Origin of the sequence: Corallococcus exercitus, from assembly GCF_042231735.1 — a bacterium.
GTDB lineage: Bacteria > Myxococcota > Myxococcia > Myxococcales > Myxococcaceae > Corallococcus > Corallococcus exercitus_B.
The window spans coordinates 8,117,221-8,138,233 of sequence record NZ_CP102577.1 but is presented as its reverse complement, the minus strand read 5'-3'; the positions used below and the strand labels follow the sequence as shown (position 1 = coordinate 8,138,233).

The following is a 21,013-nucleotide window of genomic DNA, read 5'->3' as shown; positions in this document are numbered from 1 at the left end:
CGTTTCTGCCATTCGGGACCTCGCGGGTCCCTCACACGGGAGAGACTCTCATGGGGATCATCGCATTCATCATCATCGGCCTCATCGCGGGCCTCATTGCTCGGGCCATCCTGCCGGGCAAGCAGAGCATGGGCCTGGTGGCCACCACCCTGCTGGGCATGGTGGGCTCTCTGGTGGGCGGCCTCATCGGTTCGCTCTTCCAGCGTGACGGACGCCTCTTCGACCTGCACGCGTCGGGCATCATCATGTCGGTCGTAGGCTCCATCATCGTGCTCCTCCTGGTCGGGGCAGCGGGACGGCGCCGCGTCCACGCCTAGCGTGAGGCGCCCCACACGCACCGTCCCCAACGGGACGGGTGCCGTGGCGCCAACGAGCCCCTGACGGTTCCTCGGGCGAGGGACCAGCAGGGGCTTGTCCTTTTCTTGCTACAGGCCTGAATGCGGCCTTTCATGGCGACGGTTGTCCGCGTCACCGGGAGGATCCGTTGTCCAAGTGCCTGAAGTGCGGCGCCTCGCTGCCGCCGGTCGGAGATTGCCCCGCTTGCGCCGCGAATGCCGCGCGCCCACCAGCGGTGGCTCCCGTCCCGAGCCTGCTTGACCGCGACATCCACATCGATCGCCGCAGGTCCGGGGACCGCACTGCCCAGGACGCGGGTGGCGACCCCATCACCCTGAACAATGAACCGGTGGAGCCGGCGACGCTGCGCGGCACGCCAGCCTTCGCGATGGAGCCGCCTCGCGGCCCTGTCACCCCGCCGGGAATGACGCCTTCGGTCCGGCCGGGGATGGCGCCCGTTGCGCCCGCCGCGCCTCGCGCCGCCGCGCCCCGCCCGCCCGCGCAGGCTCCTGCCGCCGCGCCGCGCGCCGCCGTGCCTCCGACGGATGGGCCCACGGTGCGCGCATCCGCACCCGATGCGACGGTTCGTGCGCAGGCTCCGGCCTCCGATGCGACCGTGCGCGCGCCCGCGGCTCCGGCGGCCCGCGCCCCCGCGCCCAACGCCCCCCGCGCCGCCGCGCCCGCCGACGTGGCGGGTCGTGCCTCCGCGCCCCATGCGGATCCAGCGGCTCGCGCGGCGGCCCCTGCTTCCCACGCGGATGCGACGATTCGCGCGCAGGCCCCCGCTTCCCACGCGGATGCGACGATTCGCGCGGCGGCCCCCGCTTCCCACGCGGATGCGACGGTTCGCGCGCAGGCTCCGGCAGCCGCGCCGCGTGCGCCGGTGGATGCGGCGGCTCGCTCCGCCCAGCCCCAGGCCGATGCGACGGTTCGCGCTCCCGCGCCGCACGCGGAGGGTCAGGCGGTCCGGGCTCCCGCGCAGCAGGCTCCCCGGGCGGCCGCGCCGGCTCCCGTGCCTCCTCGCGCCACGCCTCCCGCCGGGAACGTGCCGTCCGGCGCCGTGCTTCCTCCGCGCCCCGCCGCACCGCCTCCGGCCGTGACGCCGATGGCCGCCGTGCCTCCGCGCGCCGCGCCCACGACGGCCCTGTCGGAGCCGGGCTTCCAGAATCCTGGTGTCGCCGTGCCTCGCGCCGCGCAGGCTCCGGCGAACCCCATGGAGCCCCGCCCGGGCTCCGCTCCCACGCCGGCCTACGGCACGGAGCCGCACATTCCGCGCGCCCAGGCGCAGACCGCATCCGTTCAGCCGCGTGGCAATGCCGCCCAGGGTTCACCCGGCCTGCCCCGCATGGATGCGCCCGCGCAGCCCCAGGCGTCTGGCCTCCCGCGCATGGACGCGGCCTCGCAGCCGGCCCCGTCCGGGCTGCCCCGCATGGACGCGGCCTCGCAGCCGGCTCCGTCCGGGCTGCCCCGCATGGACGCGCCCGCGCAGGCGGCCCAGGGCTCCGGCCTTCCCCACCGGGAGCCCGCCTCCGGACCGTCGGCCGCCGAGCATTGGGATGCATCGCAGGCGCCCTCCGGCCTGCCGCTGATGGATGCTCGCCGGGACGCCGCTCCGGGCCTGCCTGTCATGGAGGACCCGGGCATCCTGCCCCCTCTGGAGACGCCGGCCTTCGCCACGTCCTCCGCGCCCGCCCCGGGAGTGTCCCGCATGGAAGCCTCGCCCTCCCCCGCCGCCCCCGCGAAGTCGAAGGTCTCCGCGCCCGCCGTGGCCCCGGTCCCGGCCGCGGGCGAGGTCCACGCGCGGCCCGCCTCGCTGTGGCGCCGGCTCCTGTCCTTCACCGTCGACACCGCGGCCATCAGCGCCGTGGCGGCGGCCTACATCACCCTGGCCTCGTCGGTGGCGGGCGTGAAGGGTCCTCAGCCGGGGCTGACCGGGCTGGACGCGTTCGTCGCCTGGCTGCGCGCCATGCACAGCGTGCTGCTGCCGGGCGTGGTCCTGGTGCTGGTGCTCGCCACCGTGTACTGCGCGGTCGCGGCCTTCCTGTGGAATGGCCGCACCCTGGGACGATTGCTCCTGGGCCTGCGCCTGGTGGACACCCACGGCATGGCGCCCACCCCGGGCCGGGCCATCTTCCGGGCGCTGCTGGCCGGGCTTTCCTTCGTTCTCTTCCTGGGCGGGTTCTGGATGGCGCTGTTCGACCGCCGCGGACAGACGCTCCATGACAAGCTGACGTCCACCTTCGTCGTCCAACCGAGCTGAAACCGGCTCATTGTGCCTTGCGGCCGCGGCCGTAAGATGCCGCGGCCTTCATGCCTTCGCGTCTTGCCCAGCACCTCGTCTCGCGCGCCCTCCTGACCCAGGAGCAGGCCGGGGAGTTGTTGCGTCAGCATCAGTCCCAGGGTGGCCACGTGGACACCGCGCTCCTGGAGCGCGGCCTCACCGAAGCGGACGTCCTCGCGATGCTGGGCGAGGTCTCCGGCTTCCGGCCCGTGAACCTGGTGGACTTCGAGCCCAACCTCGAGGTCGCCAGCTTCATCCCTCCGAAGATCGCCGAGCGCCTGAGCGTCGTCCCCCTGTCCCTGGACGGCAACACGCTGCACGTGGCGTGCGCCTACCCGGTGCCCAAGAAGGAGCTGGACGAAGTCGGCTTCCTCCTGGGCAAGCCGCTGGAGCTGTGGGTCGCCATCGAGCTGCGGGTGCGCGAGTGGATCTCCATCATCTACCGCCAGCCGCTGCCGCCCCGCTTCGTCCAGCTGGCGGAGGCCGTCGCCCAGCAGGCCGGGGCGCTCACGCCGCCGCCTCCTCCGCCGCCGGATGACGAGTCGATGTCGGTGGACATGGTGGAGCAGCTGGCGCGCAACGTGGCCCAGGAGCCCGTGCCCGCGGAAGCCCGTCCCGCCGCCTCGCGGGAGCCCGCGCCCGCGGACATCCCGCCGCCGGCGTACGTGCGCGAACCGCTGCGCCTGAACACCTCCGCGGGCCCGGTGACGACGGCCCGCGCGGTCCAGCGGCCCACCCCGCCTCCGGCGCCCACCGACATCCCGCCCCCCGCGTACACGCGCGAGCCCCTGCGGCTGAACATGCCCGGCACGCCCGCGCGCGCCACACCTCCCGCGCAGGCCCCGAAGCAGGCCCCCTCGGGTGCCGCCGCGCCGCCGACGCTCCATCCGCCGGGTGAGCGTCCCCTGCCGCCGCCGCAGACCGTGCCGGTGCTGGTGCCCGTCGACGGTGCCGCGGGCGCTTCCGCCGCCGCAGCGCAGGGCTCGGGCCAGGGCGCTCGCCCCACCGCGCCGGGTGCGTACGCCCCTCCGCCGCAGGCAGGCCGTCCCGGAACCACCGTGCAGGCCTCGTCCGCCACGGGTGCGCCGGGCTTCGGCGGACCGGGGCCCACGACGCAGGGCTTCGGAGGACCAGGCCCCACCGCGCAGGGCACGGGAGGCCAGGCCCCCGCGACGACGGGACAAGGTTCCCGACCGGGCCCCACCGCGCAGGGCATCTCTCCGACCCAGGGCTTCGGCGGACCGGGGCCCACCGCGACGCCGGCCCAGGGAGCCCGACCGGGCACCCCCGCACCGGCCGCGCAGGGCAGCACCGCACCCGCGCAAGGTCCGTCCACCCCGGGAACGCAGGGGGCCACTGCCTCCTCGCAGGGCTCCGGCCGACCGGGCACCCCCACGCAGGGCGCATCCGCTCCGGGCACCTTCCCTCCGGGCGCCCAGACCGCGCAGGGCGGATCCGCCCCCCGGACCGGCGCCCCCGCCCAGCCCCCGGGAGCCCGTCCCGCCGTGTGGCCTCCCGCGCCCGAGCAGCAGGCCCGCGCGGCCCAGGCCAGCATTCCGACCCCGCCGCCCGTTCCTCCGGCGCCCCGGGGCGAGCCGTCGTTCATCATCTTCAGCAACCCCGCGTCCACGCCGGGCGCGAACCGTCCCCGGGCGACGGAGCCCGCCCCCGTCCCGGGTGCCTCCAGCGCGCCGGATGCCGCCGTGCCGGAGTGGACGCTGCCCCAGGCGCGCTCCGCGCTGCGTGAGGCGACGCGGGACCTGGACCGCCTGCTGGACGTGGCGCTGCGCTTCGGCCGCCGCACGTTCGACTACGTGGCCGCCTTCGCCGTCGTGCGCGGCGCCGCCGGTGGCTGGGACGCGCGCGGCGAGGGCCTGGACGCGAACGCCCTGTCCCTCGTCTCCATCCCCCTGGACGCGAGCAGCGTCTTCCGCACCGTCGCCGTCACGCGCGGCAGCTACGCGGGCCCGCTGCCTCCGGACGCGCTCACGCGGCACTACCTGGAGCTCTTCGGCCGCCAGGCCCCGCGCACCGTCTTCCTGTACCCGGTGGAGGTGAAGGGCCGCCTCGTGGCCATCCTCTACGGCGACTGCGGCCAGAAGCCGATGAGCCAGCGCCGGCTGAGCGACTACATCCTGTTCTGCCAGGACCTCCCGGCCGCCTTCCAGGAGCTCATCCTCTTCCGCAAGCAGCGCGTGTCGGAGCTGCGCGCGCCCGAAGAGGACATCACCATCGACGTGGACGTGCCCGGCTTCCCGGCCCCCGTCCCGCCCGTCCCCGCGCCCGCAGTGGTCGCGGGCCTCGGCTGGAACCCCGTGTTCGGCCGGGGTGGCGTGGCCAACCTGGGCCGCGCCGCCGCCCTGCCCCCGCGCGTGCTGTCGCCGGAAGAGCGCCCGCCCCCGGACTTCGCGCCCCTCTTGCGCCGGCTCACCGGCCCGGACGCGTCCCAGCGCTCCAGCGCCATCGCGGAGCTGTCACGCTCGCCGGAGGCCAGCGCCCGCGTGCTCGCGCAGCACTTCCCCGGCCCCACCGCCTGGAGCCGCCTGCCTGTCGTGGAGCTGCCGGAAGCGGACGAGCTGGGCCCCATCCCCGCCGCCCTGTCGCGCCTGGGCCGTCCCGCGGCCGTCGCGCTGGCGCCGCTCCTGGACTCGAACGACGCGGACACGCGCTACCTGGCGCTGCTCACCGCGGGCAACCTGCCCTACGCGGAGCTGGTGGACGGCGTGCTGCGCGGCCTGTTCGACATGGAGCCGGACATCTCCAGCGCCGCGCGGGTGGCCGCCGCCGCCCTCAAGCACCTGCCGCGCCTGGACGCGTCCCTGAGGGACCTGCGCCAGGAGCTGGCCAGCCGGGACGCCCTGCGCCGCTCGCTGGCGGCCCGCGCGCTGGGCACGCTGCACGACCGCGACGCCATCGAGGGCCTCATCAACCTCACCGGCAGCGACGACGCGATGTGCGCGCAGGCCGCCGCGGAAGCGCTGCGCGAAGTCACCCGCGCCACGCTGGGCCTCCAGCCGCGCCAGTGGTCGGCGTGGTGGGCGGAGAACCGCAGCCGCCGCCGCGCGGACTGGCTGGTGGCCGCGCTGCGCCACCGCGAGCTGGACGTGCGGCTCGCCGCCATCGAGGAGCTCAGCCGCGCCCTGCACGACACGCTGGGCTACTACGCGGACGCGCCGGACGCGGAGCGCGAGGCCGCGGTGCGGCGCTGGGAGTCCGCGGCGGTGGACCCCGCCAACGCCCGCCGGCTGGGCATGCTCTGAGCCACGAGGGCGCGCGATGACGGGCGCCATGTGGGTCAGCCTGCTGGCGTGCGCGGGGCAGCTCGCCCTCGCCGGCATCGCGCTGGCCCGCGTGGGACGGAGTCCCCTCGCGCTGCCGCTGTCGCTCCTGTCCATCGCGCTGTCCTCCTGGAACTTCTCCGCCTTCGGGCTGGCGCGCTCGGGGGACTCCGGCTGGCGGCTGATGGGCTTCGCCGCGGCGCTGATGACGCTGCCGTGCGCGGTGCACTTCATCCTCGCGTTCGTGGGCCGCCGCCGCCGCTCCGCCCGGGTGCTGTACGGCACCTACGCGGTGATGGGCGCGCTCGCGCTGACGATGCTCGTGGCCATGGGCGTGCCCGCGCTGGAAGCGCGCATCAACACCTTCGGCTTCGGGCTCGCGGTCGCCGTCGGCGTCATCCCCATCCTCACCACGGGCTTCGTGCTGCTCACGCGCCACCTGCGCCGGGCGGGCTCGCAGGATGAGCGGGCGCGGGCGGGCCTGGTGGTGCTGGGGCTCACGCTGCTCGTCGCGCTGCTGCTCACGGACCTGGCGGCGGACATGGCCCTGCCCGTGCCGAAGCTGGGCAGCGTGGGCACGCTCCTGGGCCTGCCGGTGATGGCCACCGCGTCGCTGCGCTTCCAGCTCTTCGGCAAGGACGCGCGCGCCACGAACGCCGCGGTGCACGCCGTCGTGCTCGCGCTGGTGGGCGTGCTCGCCTACCTCGCCCTCTTCCGCGCCTTCGCCGCCGAGTCCGGAGCGCTCGTCGTGGGCACCACCGCCATCACGTTCGCGCTGCTCACGGCGGCGCGGCGGGCCGTCACCGGCTTCGTCACCCAGCGCGAGCGCCTGGAGCAGCTGGCCACGCTGGGGCGCTTCTCCGCGCAGATGGCGCACGACCTGAAGAACCCCATTGCCGCGCTCAAGGGCGCCGCGCAGTATCTGAAGGAGGAGCACGCGCGCGGCCACTCCTGGGACGCGCACGGGGACTTCCTGGACCTGCTGCTGGAGCAGGTGGAGCGCCTGGACCGCGTGGCGGGCACGTACCAGCGCCTCGCGCGCGTGGAGCCGCTGCGCCGGCCGCTGGATTTGAACCGGCTGGTGGAGGGCGTGCTGTCGCTCCAGGCCTTCGCGACCCCGGGAGCGGTGGAGCTCAAGAAGGACCTCGCCCCCAACCTGCCTGAGTGCGCGGGCGATGAGGACCTGCTCGCCAACGCGCTGGAGAACCTGGTGCGCAACGCCTTCGAGGCCATGCCCTCGGGCGGCACCCTCACCGTGCGCACGCGACAGGACGGCGACGCGGTGGTGGTGGAGGTGGAGGACACCGGCAGCGGCATGGACGCGCGCACGCGCGAGCGGGCCTTCGACGACTTCTACACCACCAAGGCGACGGGCAGCGGCCTGGGCCTGGCCTTCGTGCGGCGCGTGGCGGAAGCGCACGGCGGCACCGCGTCCCTGACGAGCGGCGAGGGCCGTGGCACCATCCTCCGCCTGCGCCTGCCGGCAGCGCCCGTCCCCACGGCTCCGGCATCCGAGGGAGAAGCCGCGTGAGCGACACACTGAAGGGCCACGTCCTGGTGGTCGACGATGATCCCGCGCTGCTCAAGGTGCTGGGCGCGCTGCTCACCCAGGCGGGCCTCACCCCGCATCCGGCGTCCAGCGCGAAGGACGCCCTGGCCCTGCTCGCGCGCCGGCCCATCGACGTCGTGCTGAGCGACGTGCGCATGCCGGGCATGAGCGGCATGGAGCTGCTCGCGGAGGTGGGGCGCGGCTGGCCGGACGTGCCCGTGCTGCTGATGACCGCGCACGGCACCGTGCCGCTGGCCGTGGAGGCGATGAAGGCGGGCGCCGCGGACTTCGTGCTCAAGCCCTTCGACCGCGAGGAGCTCCTCTTCACGCTGAAGAAGGCGCTGCTCCAAGCGAGCCACCCCCCCGAACCCGCGCGCGGCGAGGGCAAGGCGCTGGACAGCCTGCTCATGGGCTCAAGCCGCGCGATGACGGAGGTGAAGGCCCTGCTGGTGAAGGCCGCCCAGGGCACCGCCACGGTGCTGCTGAGGGGCGAGTCCGGCACGGGCAAGGAGCTGGCCGCGCGCGCCCTGCATGAAGGCAGCCCCCGGCGCGCGGGGCCGTTCGTGAAGCTGCACTGCGCGGCGCTCCCGGACACGCTGCTGGAGAGCGAACTGTTCGGCTACGAGAAGGGCGCCTTCACCGGCGCGGCGACGCGCAAGCCCGGCCGCGTGGAGCTGGCGCACGGCGGCACGCTGTTCCTCGACGAGATTGGCGACGTGTCCCCCGCCGTGCAGGTGAAGCTCCTGCGCGTGCTCCAGGAGCGCGAGTTCGAACGGCTGGGCGGCACCCAGACCGTGAAGGTGGACGTGCGCTTCGTCGCGGCCACGCACCAGTCGCTGGAGGACGGCGTGCGCCGCGGCACCTTCCGCGAGGACCTCTTCTACCGGCTCAACGTGGTGCCCCTCTGGCTGCCCACGCTGCGCGAGCGGCCGGAGGACATCGCGCTGCTCGCCCGCCACTTCCTGGACGTGCACGCGAAGACCAACGGCCGGCCGCCCTTCACGCTGAGCGAGGACGGCCTACGCGCGCTTCAGGCCCAGCCATGGCCCGGCAACGTGCGCCAGCTGCAGAACTTCCTGGAGCGGCTGGTGGTGCTCTCCGACGGGCCCGTGCTCAGCGGCGCGGACGTGGCGCGGGAGCTGTCGCGCCAGCCGGGACTCGCGCCGCCGCCCGTCGCCGCGCCGCTGCCCCCGTCGCCGTCCGACTCCGTCACGCTGGAGTCGCGGCGCAAGGACGTGGAGAAGGCCGCGCTGGTGGATGCGCTGAAGCGCGCGGGCGACAACCGCACGCTGGCGGCGCGGCTGCTCGGCGTCAGCCGGCGCACCCTCTACAACAAGCTGGAGGAGCACGGCCTGTCGTAGGGGTGGCGGGAGGCCAGCCCACCGCAACCTGGGACGTGTTTTCACGGAGCGCTTCCGTGTACGAACCGGACTTCCAGGTTTATGCTGCTTCGCGCTCGTACTCCCTCGACGTGGCAACGCGCCTCACCCGAGTTCCCCCGCCCGGTCCGCAAGGGCCGGCTGACACGAAGGAGCAACGCCCCATGACCCAGTCCCTCGCCCACCGCGTGAGCGGTCCCGTCTACACCCCCAGCGACGCGGGCTATGCCCCGGAGTGCGCCGGCTTCAACGTCGTGGTGCAGCACACGCCGCAGTACGTGGTGGCGGTGAAGTCCACGCAGGACGTGGCGGAGGCCATCCGCTTCGCCCGGGAGAACCAGCTGCCCGTCTCGGTGAAGGCCACGGGGCACGGGATGTACTCGCCCGTCACCTCCGGCGTGCTCCTCTCCACGAGGGCGCTGGACCAGGTGAGCATCGACGTGGCGGCGCGCACGGCCACCATCGGCGCGGGCGCGCGCTGGGAGCCGGTCATCGCGGAGGCCGCGAAGCATGGCCTGACGCCCGTCGCCGGCTCGTCCACGAACGTGGGCGTGGTGGGCTACCTCTTGGGCGGCGGCCTGGGGCCCCTGGTGCGCAGCCACGGCGTCAGCTCCGACTACGTCGTGGGCTACACGCTCGTCACCAGTGACGGGGAGACGGTCCAGGCGAGCGCCGAGCAGCACCCGGACCTGTTCTGGGCCCTGCGCGGCGGCAAGAGCGGCCTGGGCATCGTGACGGAGGTGAAGCTCAAGCTCGTGGAGATGCGCTCGCTCTACGCGGGCGGCCTCTTCTTCGCGGAGGAGCACATCGAGGCCGCGCTGCGCGGCTGGGTGAAGTGGACGTCGCAGGCGGACGCGCGCGTGTCCACGAGCATCGCCGTCATGCGCTTCCCGCCGTTCGACTTCATCCCGCCCCCGCTGCGCGGCCGCACGGTGCTCAACCTGCGCTTCGCCTTCCCGGGCTCCACCGAGGAGGGCGCGAAGCTCGCGGAGCCCCTGCGCGCGCTGGCCCCGGTCTACCTGGACATGCTGGGCGAGCTGCCCGCGTCGCAGATTGCGCGCATCCACAATGATCCGGATCAGCCCAGCCCCGTGTGGACCAACGGCATGATGCTGACCCACGTGGACCAGGACTTCGCGAACACGGTGCTGCGCCACGTGGGCTCGGGCGTGCAGTCCCCGTTCTTCATGCTGGAGATCCGCCACCTGGGCGGCGCCAGCTGGAAGGACGTGGCGGGCGGCTCGGCGGTGGGCGGCCGCGGCGGCAACTTCATCATCGGCCTGGTGGGCATGCACCCGCCGCTGTTCGACACGGTGCTGCCCGGCGCGACGGAGGGCCTGCGCGCGGAGCTCAAGCCCTGGCTGTCGCCGGAGATGACCATCAACTTCATGGGCAAGATCCAGTCCCCGGAGCAGTTCGACAGCGCGTGGCCGGACGCCATCCGCGCGAAGCTCAAGGACGTGCGCGGCAAGTACGACCCGTCCAAGCTCTTCGCGAAGTAGTGCTCAGGGGGCCGCCGTCTCCAGCGCGTCCAGCTCCTCCTGGAACGCGGAGACGAGGGCCCCCGGGTCCGGCACCCGGGACGCATCCGAGGCCACGCCCACGGTCACCTGTCCCGCGTAGCTGAAGAGGCTGACCCCCAGGCCCACGTGGCCGGCCTGGGGGACCCAGAACGTGAGTCCCTCCAGCCGGGTGCCCGCGAGCGACACCGGCTGGCGGGGCCCGGGCACGTTGGTGGCGACGAGCGACGCCTTGGTGCCCATCACGTCCACGACGGCGCGCTCCAGCGCCGCGGGCGTGTGGCCCAGCATCTCCAGGATGCCTGACGTCAGCACGGCCTCCGGCGAGCGCTTGAGGTGCTCCATCCGCTTCGCCACCTCCCGAAGGCGGCGGCGGGGCTCCGCCAGGTGCACGGGGAGCCGCAGGAACACCACGCCGAAGCGGTTGCCCAGCTCGCGGGGCACCGGCACGTCCAGCGGCCGCAGGTTCACCGGCACCAGCGCGTGCACGTCCTCCAGCGGCGCGTCCCGCGTGGCCAGGTAGCGCCGCAGCGCGCCCGTCACCGCCGTGAGCAGCACGTCGTTCACCGTGCCGCCCAGGGTGCGGCCCACGGCCTTCACCCGCTCCAGCGCGATGGGCTCCGACCACGCGGCGAGCTTCCGGGGCCCCAGCGGTCCGCGAAGCCCAGAGCGCGGGTCGGGAGGCAGCACCAGCAGCTTCCCCAGCGCCGCCGCCCCCTTCGCGCCCTCGCGCATGAGGTCGCCCGCGAGGATGGGCTCGCGCACCAGCTCCGCGCCCTTGCGCAGCGCCGAGCGCGCGCCTTGGGCCAGCCGCATCCAGCCCGGAGCCTGGGGCCGCCGCTCCGCTTCGGAGGGCGCCGCCGTGTCGGAGTCTTCGCTCCGGGCCTCCACGTCCGTCTCCAACGCGGCGGCCTCCGCCGCCGCGTCCACCGGATCCGTGAGCGACAGCAGCACCCGCGCCAGCGCGATGCCGTCCGCCATGCAGTGGTGCAGCCGCGCGAGCAGCACGTCCCCGCCCTGCGCGCCCCGCACCAGGTGGAAGTGCCACAGCGGACGCGAGCGCTCCAGCGGCACGCCCAGCCAGTCCCCGACGAGCGCCTCCAGCCCCGCGCGTCCCGCCGAGGCCGGCACGCGCAGCGTGGACAGGTGCTCCTCCAGGTGGAAGTCCGGCGCGTCCTCCCAGTGCGGCGCGCCCAGGGGGCCGGGCACCACCCGCTGCCGGAAGCGCGGGTAGCGCTCCACCAGCCGCTCCCGCACCACGGCGCGCAGCCGCTCCAGGTCCACGGCGCCGTCGAACCACAGCACCGCGGTGATCATCATCAAATTCGCGGGCTCCTCCATCTGGAGCCACGCCGCGTCCATGCTCGCCATCCGCTCGCGGCTTGCCATGGCGTCCTTCTCACCCGTGCGCCCCATGGGGGCAAGGTCCTCCTCAAGGCTTGGGTTGCGGCTCCGGCGCTTCCGGCTTCTCCCGTTCGAACTGGAACGTCTGCCGCGTGGCGCCCGGCACCGTGAGCACGAGCGAGTCCTCCTCCTCGATGACGTAGGTGAACTCGCCGCCCTTGAACCGGCCCTTGGACAGGGGCACCACGCGCTCCTTGCCGCACACCGGGCCCACGGCCTGCCCGTCCTGCGTGCGCAGCGCCAGGTGCTTCTTGTCCTTCACCTCCTTCACCTCCACCCGGCCCCACGCGCGCACGTCCAGCGTGCTGCCGCGCCCCAGCGTCGCGTCATCCAGCTTCGTCCGCATCACGAAGCACCCGCCAGGCGTCACCTGGAGCGCCCGCGCGTAGTCGGACCGGGGCTGCACGTCGATGCGCTCCTCCTTCCCCTGGTCCACGTCCGGGATGCTCGCCGCGGACAGCACCCACGTGCCCACCAGCTCCTCGGGGACCGCCGTGCCCCTGGGGGCCTTGTCACCCTCGCAGGGGTTCTCCACCCGCTTCTCCGGGCTCTTGGGCGCGGGCTCGAAGGACTTCTCGCAGGTGAGCCCGCACGACTTCGCCGCGCACACCGTGTCGTCCGGCGCGCAGGCCGCCTTGCTCGTGCAGGACTTCAGCCGCTTGAGCGCGTCCTCGCACCCCTCGCGCATGCACTTGTCGACGCACTCCGCGTCGATGCACTCCGACACGCAGACCCAGTTGGTGCGGCCACACACGCCCGCCACGGTGCGCGGAGCCTGGGCCGCCGCGGGCAGCGCGGCGGCGGAGACGAGGAGCAGGACGAGGAGCCGGAACGGTCGCATGTGGAGTGCAAGCTAGGCAGTGCGCCCACCTGCGGCGACACCCGGCGGCAGCAAGGCTGTCCACCGGGCATCACTCCGGGCTCCGGCACTGCCGTCAGGTGAACTGCCACCGCCAGGTGCGCGGGTCGGACGGGTTGGGCAGCTCCAGCTCGAAGTCCAGCGTGTCGTAGCGGCTGAACTCGCGGGGCTCCACGCGCAGCAGCGTCATCGCCGTGGTGTTGCGCTCGCGCAGCGGGGACACGTTGAAGGCCAGCTCCGCGTCGAAGCCGACCTTGTAGAACAGGCAGAAGCCGTCCACCCGCCCGTCCTCCTCCACCGGCCGCCGGATGCGCACGCGCGAAGGCAGCCCGTCCGCGCGCATCGTCTCCAGGTCGAACCCGAACGCGGGCTCCGGCTCGCACAGGAGGTGGTCCACCTCGTAGGAGCGCACCAGCCGCGTGAAGTACGACGGGCTCATCGCCTCGCGCAGCGACTGGAGGCAGCGGAAGTCCACGTGGGGCAGCTGCTGCGTCCAGATGAACGGGACGCACGCCTCCTCGCGGAGCTGCACGGGCTCCACGAAGACCTCGAAGCGGTTGGGGAGGATGCGGCCGCCGGGCTTGAGCAGCCGCGAGCGCAGGTCCAGCATCCGCGGCACCAGCCCCGCGTCGAACAGCGCATCTCCTAAAAGCTCATGCAGCAGCACGTCCGCCTTCTCCTGCGGCTGGAAGTGCCAGGTGGGCTCGCGCACGAAGTCGATGCGGTCCAGGCCGTTGCGGCGGGCCACCCACTGCGTGGTGTCCAGGAGGCGCGAGTCATCCACCGCGTACAGCTTGCGCGGCTGCTGGTGCGCGGCCAGGAAGGTGCGCAGGCCGGTGCCGGCCTTCACGTCCACCACCACCTGGTTGGGGCGCACGTAGCGCTCCACCGCGCGGCGCCACACGTCCACGCGCTGCGGGTCCGCCAGCAGCGAGTCCTGCGGCGCGGGGCTGGACAGGGCCAGACTGTTGGGCGCATGTCGCCGGTGCAGGTGGGACACGAGCGGCAGGTGGCTGAGACGCGAGCGCAGGTCCATCAACGCCTGACGCGGCAGGTCGAGCAGGTTCGGCATGGCTTCCCCCCGGAAGGCCGTGACGGTCCCGACAGGAACGCGGCTGACAACCCCGCCCCCCGGAACCAGGACTCCGAACGATGCGGGAAATCCGGGGTCCGGCCCAATCCGTCTCCGGGGCCACCCACTGTCCCCAGGAAAACATCCGCCCCCGTCCCCCGTCCCGAGCCACGCGGGCCGCCTTCCGACAATTCACTCAAAGCAGACCTGACGGAGGTGTCCGCCCATGACAGTTCCAACGTCCCTCCGGGCCGTCAAGAAAGCCGGACCAAGGCGTTTTTCCAGCAAAGCCTCCAGCCCGCGGGTGGCTCGGAGGCCCGACGCCGGTCATGCCCGTGGACGGACCCTGGTCTTGAAAGAGGGGGCGCAGATGATGCGAGCAATGGAGTCGCGGACCCAGGGCGGGCCCGAGTCAGTGGACCCGGGTGGAGCGCGGTGGGAGTCGCAGCCGTGGCGGCGCCAGTTGCAGGACGCGCGGTCGCGCGAGCACCGGGTGCCCAGGGCCGCGCTGGTGGCGGCGCTCCTGGCGGAGGGCTGCGCGGTGGAGGCGGACGTGGCGCGGTTCGCGGGGGCGCTGGAGGACCGGGCGTCGCTGAGCATCGGGCAGGTGCTGCGCTTCGCGGACAGCGTGCGGGTGCGCATGGCGCTGGCGTGCACGGACGACGAGGTGTTGCAGCTGGCCTACCTGCGCCGCAACGCGGAGGAGCTGGCGGAGCGGATGATTGACTGGGCCAACACGGGGCGGCTGCCGGCGTAGGGCTGGCGGGGCACCTTGCGGACGTTGGTGGTGGGCGTCCCGGGTGGGAGTGCCTTGACAGGGGCGGTGGGGCGCTCTCAGGTGGGGGCATGCTCGCCCTCGCTCTTGCCGCCACGCTGGCGGCCGCACCCGCGCCTCGCGTCGCCGCCTCGACGGTGACGGTCCTCCACATCCCCCAGCTCGACCAGGTGCAGGGGTTGAATGCGTTCCTGACGCGGGCGGGGGCGTACTCACAGATGCTGAGCCCGGCGTCGTGGAGCGGGGAGCTGCACCCCATCCTCCAGTTGGACCTGTCGAAGCCGGAGGCGATGGCGGCGCTGGGCATCGACGCGACGGGGCCGCTGTCCGTGTCCATGCGGCAGGACGGCCGCATCGCGTGCACGCGGGTGAAGGACGCGAAGGTCTTCCAGGAAGCGACCGCGAACGTGCTCGCGCACAACGGCGACGTGAAGGGGGGCACGGTGAAGGGCGTGACGACGCTGCGCGCGCCTGGCCCCACGGGGGGCTTCGGGGGCTACGTCCTCAAGGGCCAGGAGGCGTGCGCCTTCCTGAGCACGGACTCCGACGACGCGCTCCGCAAGGAGGCCGCGAAGCTGGTGGCGCTCAAGGCCCCTGCGGCGGACGCGCGGATGGCCGCGCTGCCGGGCGTGCTGTTCGTATCCACGAAGGACGGCGTGGTGGCGCTGGACGGCACGGCGACGGGGCTGAAGGTGGAGGGCACGGCGACGAAGCTGCCGCTGCCGCCCTTCCAGGCCAGGGGCACGAGCCCCTACGGCGCCATGGCCCCCTCGGGCCTGCTCTTCGCGCGAGCGCAGGTGGCGCCGACGGGCGTGGCGCAGGCGGTGGAGTCCGTGGCGGGCGCGGTGCGGTCGGTGTGTCCCGCGTGTCCCGCTGAAGACGTGAAGGCGGTGACGGACGCGCTGGCGAAGCAGATGACGGGGCAGGTGTTGTTCGGGGTGGACTCGGTGGCGGTGAGGGGTTCGCTGCGCAAGCCGGAGGTGCGCTTCTTCGCGGCGAAGCAGGCGCTGGCGGCGGAGGTGACGGACGCGGCGGCGGTGAAGGCGGCGCTGGCCCCGCTGGCGAAGTTCCCCGGCGCGAAGGCGCTGGAGGACGGCTACGCGATGGAGGCCAAGGGCGGCAGCGTCTACGTGCGGCTCAAGGGCAAGCAGCTCGTCTTCGGCAACGACTCCACGGTGACGCAGGCGATGCTGGCGTCGCTGCCGGAGAAGAGCGGGCCGCTGAAGCGCGCGGTGGAGTTCACGTTGGATCCGAAGAAGGTGGCGCGGGGCCTGTCCCAGGTGTCGCTGATGGACGTGATGGGCGACCAGCAGCTGGCCGCCTTCTTCGGCGCGAGCACGGAATTGGGCCCCCTGCTCGCGAAGAGCGACAGCATCACCGGCTGGCTGGACAGTGCGCCCAACGGCGCGCACAGGTTTCAGATGAACTGGTCACTGCCGGAGAAGAACTGAACGTGCAACGGCCCGCTCCGGGAAATCCCAGGGCGGGCCGTCGTGTCTCCGGAAGCAACTCTGACGTCTACTTGCGCACCAGCTCCACCTGCATGCCCAGGAGCTTGCGGCTCTCGCCCGTGGTGCCGCACATCGCGCCGTCCGTGAGCGGGCCCATGGGGCGCTCCATGCCCTCCACCCGGCACCAGTAGCGCACGGTGTACAGGTGCGCCCCCTCGCCGCGCAGCCGGATGCCGAAGGCCTCCAGGCGGCGGGATTCTCCCTGCGTCCCACAGGGCGTGCCCTCCGGCAGCCACCCCGAATCACCGAGGTCCTGGAGGTGGCACTGGTACTCCAGCTGCACGGCCTTCATGGGGCGCTTCAGGTGGAACTCGAACTGCTCGATGCGCTTGGGCTGCGTGGGGAGCCACGTGGCCCGGCTGGAGGTCTGGTTGCCAATGTCCTCGCTGTGCACCGTACCCACCAGCGCCACGGTCTTCGAAGGAGCGGCCCCCAGCGTCGACGCCAACATCATTCCAACCAGCAGGCTCTTCATCGGAGTTCCTTGTGGGAGACCTCCGTGCTGACGCGCCAGTGAAGGTCCTATTCACCCGGAGCGCTACGCCGTCCGCTACCGGAACGAATCAACGACGTAGGCCGCCGCGGTAGAGCCTTCGAGAATCGCCATCCCGGGCTTCGAGTCGGGGCTCTTCCGCATCTGGTCCTGGCTGAGCCGGGCCACGGCGCAGATGGGGAACTTCTCGCTGTCTGGCGGATGGGCCTCGTAGTACCGGATGACGACCTGCGGACCGCTCGTCCAGACCTGCCCATACAAACGGGTCGTCGCCTCCAGCGTGCCGAAGTCCTCCTCGAGGATGCTTTCAATCGGACCGTCGTAGAGCGTGGGGCGCCGTGAACCAATCTGGTTCGCGTCCAGTTCCACCAATTGCGCGTCCCCCACACGCAATTTCAAGGCACGCATCGTCCGCTTGGCTTCCTCCGAGCACTCCTGCGGACCAGGAGTTCCATCGGGGCGCAGCGACACCCCGCTGCTGGTACATCCAGAAGACGCAGCAAGCAGGACGAAAGTGCCGAGCAGCAGGGCCTGTGTCGTGGGCATGGGGGCGACTTTTCTACTGCCGAACGAGTGCATGTTCCATCGCCACGGCGACCTGGAGAACCCCATCCCCACGGAAGATCTGGAGGGCCAGATCCGCCAACTGCCCACCCTCCAGTTCGAAGGAACTCCTATCCACGACGACCGCGATCCTTCCCGACTGGCCAGGGACGATGACCGGCGGAAGACTCGCTTGCGGCGAAACGGCGTCTTCCGCACCTCTCCATTGGCGAGCAGCGTCGAGTAGGCATGGTCGATGGAGTTTTCCTCCCTCTTGAACCGCTCGTTCTCCTCACGCAATGCACGCTCGCGGTGGAGTGCGTCGTACAGGCCTGAGAGCACGGCGTTGTAGCTGTCAGGATCCTTGAACACATGGACGCCAAGCATCCAACCTATGCCGTCCGCTCGCGAGGCCACCCCGGCCGCGACCGCTCCGCCTCCTCCGCCCGGGTCATCCCCCGCTGGATGTCATTCCAGTCCAGCGTCCCCGCGAGCAGCCCCTCCTCGTCCACCACCGCCATCATCGGCACGCGCGCCTCCGCCATCCGCCGCAGCGCCGTCCACCCGTCCTCGGAGAGCTCCGCCACCACCCCGTCCTCCATCGCGTCGCGCACCATGTAGCCGCCGCGCTGCGCCTCCGGCACCGCCTGCACCGCCGCCCACGTCACGTGCCCCACCGGCCGCCCCGCGCTCGTCACCGGCAGCATGCCCACGTGCTCGCGCCGCAAGGCCCAGTGCGCGTCCTGCATCGACAGGTCCAGGTCCACGCCCACCATCCGGGGCGTCATCAGCGCCTCCACGCGCACGCGCTCCAGCAGCGCCTTCATCCGCACCTGCCGCGACTCCCCTTCCGCGCCCATCAACACGAAGAAGGCCACCACCAGCGTGAACGGGTTCAGCGTCACCAGCCCCCACACGCCGAAGGCCACCGCGAACACCCGCCCCAGCCCCGCGGCCACCTTCGTCGCCCGCACCATCCCCAGCCGGGGCGTCAGCGCCGCGCGCACGATGCGCCCTCCGTCCATGGGGAACGCCGGCAACAGGTTGAACACCCCCAGCACCGCGTTGAGCATCGCCAGCGTGAAGAGCGCGAACTGCACCTGGAACAGCCCCAGGCCGTGCACCCCCCACGTCACCGCGCCCAGGAGCACCGCCAGGCCCAGGCTCGTCAGCGGCCCCACCAGCGCCATCAGCGCCTCGTCCCGGGGACGCTTGGGCACCTCCGCCAGCTCCGACACACCTCCGACAATCATCAGCGTGATGCCGTGCACCTCGCCGCCATGCCGCAGCGCATAGAAGGTGTGCGCCATCTCGTGCAGCAGCACGGACACGAACAGCCCCACCGCCACCGCCAGCCCCCACGCCCACGGGTGCCCGCCCAACGCACCCGGTGGCACGTCCGCCGCCTCCGCCGCCTGCTGAAGCGCCGCGCTGAACGACAGCGCGAGCAGTGGCAGCGCCACCAGCAGTGAGAAATGGACGCGGATGGGAACCCCTCGGAACGACCCCACCTGCAGTGTTCCCGGCCTCGCACGCATCGCCAGCCTCCCTGGTCCCCCGCGCCGTCCACCAGACGCGGTGTCGGAAATCCTGAACTTCCGTCCCGTCCCCACCCCGTGCACACGGGGCCCGGCCGTCCGCCCACCCCTTCAGAGGCAAGGGAAGCGCTGCCACCAACTTCCAATCGTGTTAAGGCGCCCCTCCATGGCCACGACCCCCGAGAACGATCCCTTGCGCGCACGGCTCCAGCAGATGGAGCAGCAGGCCGAGCAGGGCGGCGGCGCCGACCGCATCGCCAAGCAGCACGAGGCCGGCAAGCTCACGGCTCGCGAGCGCATCGACCTGCTCCTCGACCCCGGCTCCTTCAGCGAGCTGGACAAGTTCGTCACCCACCGCAGCCACGACTTCGGCATGGGCGACAAGAAGATCCTGGGCGACGGCGTCGTCACCGGCTACGGCACGGTGGAGGGCCGCCAGGTCTTCGTGTTCGCCCAGGACTTCACCGTCTTCGGCGGCTCGCTCTCCGGCGCCTACGCCCAGAAGATCTGCAAGATCATGGACCTGGCCACCCGCGTGGGCGCGCCGGTCATCGGGCTCAACGACTCCGGCGGCGCGCGCATCCAGGAAGGCGTGGAGAGCCTCGCGGGCTACGCGGACATCTTCCTGCGCAACACGCTGGCGTCCGGCGTCGTCCCCCAGATTTCGCTCATCCTGGGGCCGTGCGCGGGCGGCGCGGTGTACTCGCCCGCCATCACGGACTTCATCATGATGGTGAAGGACACGTCGTACATGTTCATCACCGGCCCGGACGTCATCAAGACGGTGACGCATGAAGAGGTCTCCAAGGAGGCCCTGGGCGGCGCGCTCACGCACAACCAGAAGTCCGGCGTGGCCCACTTCGCCGCGGAGAACGAGCAGGCCGCCATCGCGATGACGCGCGAGCTGCTCTCGTTCCTGCCCTCCAACAACCAGGAGGACCCGCCGTCCCAGCCGTGCGAGGACGACCCGTTCCGCGCCGAGGAGTCGCTGAAGACCATCGTCCCGGCGAACCCGAACAAGCCCTACGACATCAAGGAGATCATCCGCGCCATCGTGGACTCCAAGCACTTCTTCGAGGTGCAGGAGCACTTCGCGAAGAACATCGTCGTCGGCTTCGCGCGCATGAACGGCAAGAGCGTGGGCATCGTCGCCAACCAGCCCGCGGTGCTCGCCGGCTGCCTGGACATCGACGCCAGCGTGAAGGCCGCGCGCTTCGTGCGCTTCTGTGACTGCTTCAACATCCCGCTGCTCACGCTGGTGGACGTGCCCGGCTTCCTCCCCGGCACCGACCAGGAGTGGGGCGGCATCATCACCCACGGCGCCAAGCTGCTCTACGCGTACGCGGAAGCCACCGTCCCGAAAATCACGCTCATCACCCGCAAGGCCTACGGCGGCGCGTACGACGTCATGGCGTCCAAGCACATCCGCGCGGACATCAACTACGCCTACCCCACCGCCGAGATCGCCGTGATGGGCCCGGAGGGCGCGGTGAACATCATCTTCCGCAACGAGCTGCTCAAGGCCCAGGACGCCAACGCCGAGCGCAAGAAGCTCACGGACGACTACCGCGACAAGTTCGCCAACCCGTTCAAGGCGGCGGAGCTGGGCTACATCGACGAGGTCATCCGCCCGGAGGAGACCCGCGCCAAGGTCATCCGCGCGCTGGAGATGCTCAAGGACAAGCGGCAGGAGAACCCGCCCCGCAAGCACGGCAACATCCCGCTGTAGAAGGAGTCCCGGAGCCCGCCCGCAGGCCTCCCGCCGTCTGGAGAGCAGGCGGGCGTCGCTTCTTCCGGAAATTCTAAGGTAACGCCGGGGCTTTCACGGGGCCACTCAAGGAGCCCCCCACGTGTCCCAGCAGCGCCGACTCGTCCTGTTCCTCTCCGACGTCGAAGGTAACCTCACCGCCCTGCGTCAGACGCTGAAGGGCGTGTGCGAGGGGCTGGACCTGCCCACGCCCGAGGTCAAGTGGGTGGAGTCCCGTCCGGAAGCCCTGGCCGACTGCGGCTGGCACGTGGCGGAGATTCCTCTCGTGTCCGGCAAGACGTCCGGCAAGGTGTCCTCCCCCGAGGAGCACCTGGACGCCATGACGCAGGCCCTCTCCAAGGACTTCCGCGACCGCTCCATGGGCATGTACGTGGACCGGGAGCACAGCTACGCGCGCGTCTGCATGGCTGCCCCCAGCCGTCCGCCCCGAGCCATGGAGGGCGAGTACCTGGACGTCCTGCGCCAGGCCGCGCGCTGGCTGGACGTGGAGACGACGGCCCTGGCCCGCCTCTTCAGCGGGAATGCGGCGCGAAACCTGCTGGCCGCGGCGGTGGACTTCGGGCCGGACGGCAAGGCCGTGGAGGCCCCCGCGCACCCCGCCCCGCCCCCGGAGCCGGACGAGGACGACCGCTTCGTGGAAGCGAAGCTCGCCCAGGCGAAGCAGCTGATGGACCAGTACCTGAACCTGCGCAAGTAGGGGCAGGCAA

The 21,013-nt window shown here is 72.4% G+C and carries 17 protein-coding genes and 1 pseudogene; 10 read left to right on the top strand and 8 right to left on the bottom strand.

What is annotated here, in order from left to right:
- The first annotated feature begins 50 nt into the window (after positions 1-50).
- The 6 genes from NR792_RS32715 (at position 51) to NR792_RS32690 (ending at position 10,325) form a co-directional block, all read left to right on the top strand.
- Complete coding sequence (locus tag NR792_RS32715; RefSeq protein WP_375756632.1) at positions 51-317, top strand: GlsB/YeaQ/YmgE family stress response membrane protein; 267 nt, start codon at positions 51-53, stop codon at positions 315-317.
- 254 nt (positions 318-571) lie between these two features.
- Positions 572-2,596 carry an RDD family protein gene (locus NR792_RS32710; RefSeq protein ID WP_375756631.1) on the top strand — a complete coding sequence of 675 codons (2,025 nt, stop codon included), beginning with the start codon at positions 572-574 and terminating at the stop codon, positions 2,594-2,596.
- A 50-nt stretch (positions 2,597-2,646) separates the two neighbouring features.
- A complete protein-coding gene (locus NR792_RS32705; RefSeq protein WP_375756630.1) occupies positions 2,647-5,877 on the top strand; it encodes a FrgA protein in 3,231 nt (1,076 codons plus the stop codon).
- A 16-nt stretch (positions 5,878-5,893) separates the two neighbouring features.
- Positions 5,894-7,426 carry a nitrogen regulation protein NR(II) gene (locus NR792_RS32700; RefSeq protein WP_375756629.1) on the top strand — a complete coding sequence of 511 codons (1,533 nt, stop codon included), beginning with the start codon at positions 5,894-5,896 and terminating at the stop codon, positions 7,424-7,426.
- Entirely contained in the window at positions 7,423-8,805 is a 1,383-nt protein-coding gene (locus NR792_RS32695; protein WP_375756628.1) for a sigma-54-dependent transcriptional regulator, read from the top strand. The genes NR792_RS32700 and NR792_RS32695 overlap by 4 nt, the downstream gene beginning before the upstream one ends.
- Positions 8,806-8,987: 182 nt before the next feature.
- Entirely contained in the window at positions 8,988-10,325 is a 1,338-nt protein-coding gene (locus tag NR792_RS32690; RefSeq protein WP_375756627.1) for an FAD-binding oxidoreductase, read from the top strand.
- A 3-nt stretch (positions 10,326-10,328) separates the two neighbouring features.
- Here NR792_RS32690 and NR792_RS32685 read toward each other — a convergent pair whose 3' ends face one another.
- The 3 genes from NR792_RS32685 to NR792_RS32675 form a co-directional block, all read right to left on the bottom strand.
- Positions 10,329-11,732, bottom strand: a complete 1,404-nt coding sequence (locus NR792_RS32685) for a wax ester/triacylglycerol synthase family O-acyltransferase (protein ID WP_375761732.1) — start codon at positions 11,730-11,732, stop codon at positions 10,329-10,331.
- A gap of 43 nt (positions 11,733-11,775) precedes the next feature.
- Positions 11,776-12,588, bottom strand: coding sequence for a hypothetical protein (locus NR792_RS32680; protein ID WP_375756626.1), 813 nt, complete (start codon positions 12,586-12,588; stop codon positions 11,776-11,778).
- A 94-nt stretch (positions 12,589-12,682) separates the two neighbouring features.
- Positions 12,683-13,678 carry a class I SAM-dependent methyltransferase gene (locus NR792_RS32675; protein ID WP_375756625.1) on the bottom strand — a complete coding sequence of 332 codons (996 nt, stop codon included), beginning with the start codon at positions 13,676-13,678 and terminating at the stop codon, positions 12,683-12,685.
- A gap of 370 nt (positions 13,679-14,048) precedes the next feature.
- On the opposite strand from NR792_RS32675, the gene NR792_RS32670 reads away from it, so the two are divergent.
- Both NR792_RS32670 and NR792_RS32665 read left to right on the top strand, forming a co-directional pair.
- Positions 14,049-14,435, top strand: a complete 387-nt coding sequence (locus NR792_RS32670; RefSeq protein ID WP_375756624.1) for a hypothetical protein — start codon at positions 14,049-14,051, stop codon at positions 14,433-14,435.
- Positions 14,436-14,524: 89 nt separating this feature from the next.
- A complete protein-coding gene (locus tag NR792_RS32665; RefSeq protein WP_375756623.1) occupies positions 14,525-15,904 on the top strand; it encodes a hypothetical protein in 1,380 nt (459 codons plus the stop codon).
- A gap of 67 nt (positions 15,905-15,971) precedes the next feature.
- On the opposite strand, the gene NR792_RS32660 is transcribed toward NR792_RS32665, so the two are convergent.
- From NR792_RS32660 to NR792_RS32640, 5 genes and pseudogenes are all read right to left on the bottom strand, one after another.
- Entirely contained in the window at positions 15,972-16,439 is a 468-nt protein-coding gene (locus tag NR792_RS32660; RefSeq protein WP_375756622.1) for a hypothetical protein, read from the bottom strand.
- Between the two features lie 75 nt (positions 16,440-16,514).
- Complete coding sequence (locus tag NR792_RS32655) at positions 16,515-17,003, bottom strand: serine/threonine protein kinase (protein ID WP_375761731.1); 489 nt, start codon at positions 17,001-17,003, stop codon at positions 16,515-16,517.
- A 13-nt stretch (positions 17,004-17,016) separates the two neighbouring features.
- Positions 17,017-17,139, bottom strand: coding sequence for a hypothetical protein (locus tag NR792_RS32650; protein WP_375761730.1), 123 nt, complete (start codon positions 17,137-17,139; stop codon positions 17,017-17,019).
- A 63-nt stretch (positions 17,140-17,202) separates the two neighbouring features.
- Positions 17,203-17,387, bottom strand: a pseudogene (locus NR792_RS32645) (DUF2381 family protein); the annotation flags it as partial.
- A gap of 5 nt (positions 17,388-17,392) precedes the next feature.
- Positions 17,393-18,511 carry a site-2 protease family protein gene (locus NR792_RS32640; protein WP_375756621.1) on the bottom strand — a complete coding sequence of 373 codons (1,119 nt, stop codon included), beginning with the start codon at positions 18,509-18,511 and terminating at the stop codon, positions 17,393-17,395.
- 193 nt (positions 18,512-18,704) lie between these two features.
- On the opposite strand from NR792_RS32640, the gene NR792_RS32635 reads away from it, so the two are divergent.
- Both NR792_RS32635 and NR792_RS32630 read left to right on the top strand, forming a co-directional pair.
- Complete coding sequence (locus tag NR792_RS32635; protein WP_207052207.1) at positions 18,705-20,267, top strand: acyl-CoA carboxylase subunit beta; 1,563 nt, start codon at positions 18,705-18,707, stop codon at positions 20,265-20,267.
- 121 nt (positions 20,268-20,388) lie between these two features.
- Complete coding sequence (locus NR792_RS32630) at positions 20,389-21,003, top strand: hypothetical protein (RefSeq protein WP_375756620.1); 615 nt, start codon at positions 20,389-20,391, stop codon at positions 21,001-21,003.
- The last annotated feature ends 10 nt before the right edge of the window (positions 21,004-21,013 follow it).